Origin of the sequence: Streptomyces torulosus, assembly GCF_001419765.1 — a bacterium.
Classification (GTDB): domain Bacteria; phylum Actinomycetota; class Actinomycetes; order Streptomycetales; family Streptomycetaceae; genus Streptomyces; species Streptomyces torulosus.
Window position 1 is genome coordinate 1 of sequence record NZ_LIRK01000887.1, and the last position, 2,983, is coordinate 2,983.

At 70.5% G+C, this 2,983-nt stretch carries 3 protein-coding genes and 1 pseudogene; 1 reads left to right on the forward strand and 3 read right to left on the reverse strand.

What is annotated here, in order from left to right; all coding sequences use genetic code 11:
• From AOK23_RS41870 to AOK23_RS41880, 3 genes and pseudogenes are all read right to left on the reverse strand, one after another.
• Window positions 1–913 (reverse strand): M1 family aminopeptidase (locus tag AOK23_RS41870; RefSeq protein ID WP_276205806.1); only part of this gene is annotated, 913 nt, incomplete at its 3' end.
• Between the two features lie 90 nt (window positions 914–1,003).
• Window positions 1,004–1,555: a response regulator gene (locus AOK23_RS41875; protein WP_055717630.1), complete on the reverse strand. Its 552-nt coding sequence runs from the start codon at window positions 1,553–1,555 to the stop codon at window positions 1,004–1,006.
• 275 nt (window positions 1,556–1,830) lie between these two features.
• Window positions 1,831–2,199, reverse strand: a pseudogene (locus AOK23_RS41880) (chorismate mutase); the annotation flags it as partial.
• 156 nt (window positions 2,200–2,355) lie between these two features.
• On the opposite strand from AOK23_RS41880, the gene AOK23_RS41885 reads away from it, so the two are divergent.
• The coding region (locus tag AOK23_RS41885) for a hypothetical protein (RefSeq protein WP_055717631.1) at window positions 2,356–2,983 on the forward strand (628 nt) is incomplete at its 3' end.

Below are 2,983 nucleotides of genomic sequence, written 5' to 3' on the forward strand. Positions count from 1 at the left end.
CGCCGAACCACATGTGGGCCATCTCGTGGGCGATGACCATCGCGCGGGTCTGGCGTTCGGTGTCGGTGACGGCGGAGCGGTAGACGAACTCGTCGCGGAAGGTGACGAGTCCGGGGTTCTCCATGGCGCCCGCGTTGAACTCGGGGACGAAGGCCTGGTCGTAGGAGTCGAAGGGGTACGGCTCCTCGAACTTCTCGTGGTAGCGGTCGAAGCAGGCGCGGGTGACGTCGAGGATCTCGTCGGCGTCGGTGTCGAGGTAGGGGGCCAGGGAACGGCGGCAGTGGATGCCGAAGGGCAGCCCGCGGTGTTCGGTGCGGACGGAGTGCCAGGGGCCGGCGGCGACGGCGACGAGGTAGGTGGAGATGAGGGGGGTGGTGGCGGCGCGCCAGGTGCCGTCGTCCTGCTGGGCGGTGATGCCGTTGGCGAGGACGGTCCAGCCTTCGGGAGCGGTGACGGTCAGGTCGAAGACGGCCTTGAGGTCGGGTTGGTCGAACGCGGCGAAGACGCGTTGGACGTCGTCCATGAACAGCTGGGTGTAGACGTAGGTCTCACCGTCGGTGGGGTCGGTGAAGCGGTGCATGCCCTCGCCGGTGCGGGAGTAGCGCATGGCGGCGTCGACGCGCAGTTCGTGTTCGCCCGGGGTGAGGCCGGTGAGCGGCAGGCGGTTGCCGTCGAGGGTCTCGGGGTCGAGGGGCTTGCCGTCGAGGGTGACGGAGCGCAGGTCGGCGGGCTTGAGCTCGACGAAGGTGTCCGCGGCCTTTTTCTTTCCCCGTACGGTGAAGCGGATGACGGTACGGGAGTCGAAGGTCTCGTCGCCGCGCGTGAGGTCGAGGGTGATCTCGTAGCGGTGGACGTCGAGGAGTCGGGCACGGGCATGCGCTTCGTCGCGCGTCAGTACGGACATGAGGGACATGCTGCCTGATGCCCAGGGCACGGGACAGGGGCGGGCCGGGTACGCCACCTATGTCCGGTCGTATGCGCCGCGCGCCCGGTCGTATGCGGCCTATGCCCGGTCGTTCGCGCCGTCCCGCGCGTCGTCGTCCGTGCGCTCCCGTTGGGCGGGGACGCGGCCGCCGGTGTCGTCGTGCTTGCGGTCCTCGCGGTCGTCGCGGTCCTGGTGGTCCTTGAGGCGGGCGCGTAGTTCGCGGACCTCGCGTTCCAGGGCGTGGGAGCGTTCGTGGGCGTCGAAGAGGTAGCGGACCTTGGTGCGCAGCGCCCAGGGATCGATGGGTTTCATGACGAGGTCGGCGACGCCGAGGCGGAAGGCGGCGGCGGTCAGCTCGGCGTCGGGGCCGAAGCCGGTGAGGAGGATGACGGGGATGTGCTGGGTCTGTTCGACGCCGCGCATGTAGCGGACGACGTCGAGGCCGCTGACGCCGGGCATGCGCACGTCGAGGAGGAGCAGGCCGACCTGGCCGCGCAGGACCTCCTTGAGTGCCGCGTCGCCGCTGGTGGCGCGGGTCAGGCGGTAGCCCAGCGGGGCCAGGGCGCTCTCCAGGGCGTAGAGCGTGTCCTCGTGGTCGTCCACGATGAGGATCTTGGCTTCCGACGGCATGGCCCGTGTCCCCTCGCTCGGCTCGGCGGCTCGCGGTCGGCGGCGCCTTGATCCGAGTTTCTCACCGCATGTAGTCACTGTCTGACGAAGAGTGCTCACGCAGGATGCCCGCTGGAGGGCGGGATGTCACTCCCCCGTGGTCACCGCTGGCCCGCGGCGGCGCCGTTGGCGGTGGTACCGGTGGTGCCGCTGCTGCCGGTGATACCGGTCATGGCGTTGCTGCCGGGTGTGCCGTGGCTGGCGGGTGCGCCGGTCGTGCCGTTGTCGCCGATGGTGCCGTTGTCGCCGGTCGTGCCGTTCAGTGCGTCGTCCGCGATGCGTTCGTGGTGCCGGATGACCTCGGCGATGATGAAGTTGAGGAGCTTCTCCGCGAACGCCGGGTCCAGCTTGGCACTTTCGGCGAGCCCGCGCAGCCGGTTGATCTGCTGGGCCTCGCGGGCCGGGTCGGCGGCGGGCAACTGGTGCGCGGCCTTGAGGTGGCCGACCCGCTGGGTGCACTTGAAGCGTTCGGCGAGCATGTGGACGACGGCGGCGTCGATGTTGTCGATGCTGTCCCGCAGCCGGGTCAGCTCGGCCCGCACCTCGGCGTCGACCTCGTCGGCCGCCGCGCCGCTGTTCGCCTCGTTGGTGTCGCTGGTGGTCATGGTCGTCACCCTACGTCGGCCCGGTCCGCCGTCCCACGCCGCGGGCGGCGGCCCCGAGGGCACAGGGCGGCGGCTGTGGACGCCGCGGACACCGGTCGGCGTAGGCGGGCACCGGCTTAGAGTGGAACGTGTCGAGGCGCCTTTGGGGGTGCGGACGTGGCGAACGGCGGACCGGTCGAGCACGGGTACCCGCACCTGGAGGTCGTGCGGGCGTCGATCACCGCGCTGTACAAGCGGCTGTCGTACGACACGATCCACACGTTCGACACGAGCGTCGCCCCCGTCGACGTGGCGTTCTGCGACACCGACGATCTCCATCTGGGCGCCCAGCGGGTCGCCCGTGAGCTGGTGCGGCACTATCGGCTGCCGGACGCCCGGCTGATCGTCGGCTTCCGGGAGATGACCCATGCGGCGAACGTCGAACTGGCCGCCGGGCCCGAGTACTTCGTCGAGCTGAACGACCGCTTCCGCAGGCACCGGCGGGACATCGGGGCGGCCCTCGCGCACGAGGTGACGCACGTCTATCTGCACCGGCTGGGGCTGTCGTTCCCCGGTGTCCGCGAGAACGAGATCCTCACGGACACGGCGGCGACGTATCTGGGGGCGGGCTGGCTGCTGCTCGACGCGTACCGGGAGGACGGGGCGTCGTCGCAGAAGCTGGGGTATCTGACGCCGGAGGAGTTCGGGTACGTGCTGGCCAAGCGGGCGCGGGTGTTCGGGGAGGACCCGTCGGTGTGGTTCACCAGCGCGCAGGCGTACACGGCGTTCGTGGAGGGGCGGGGGC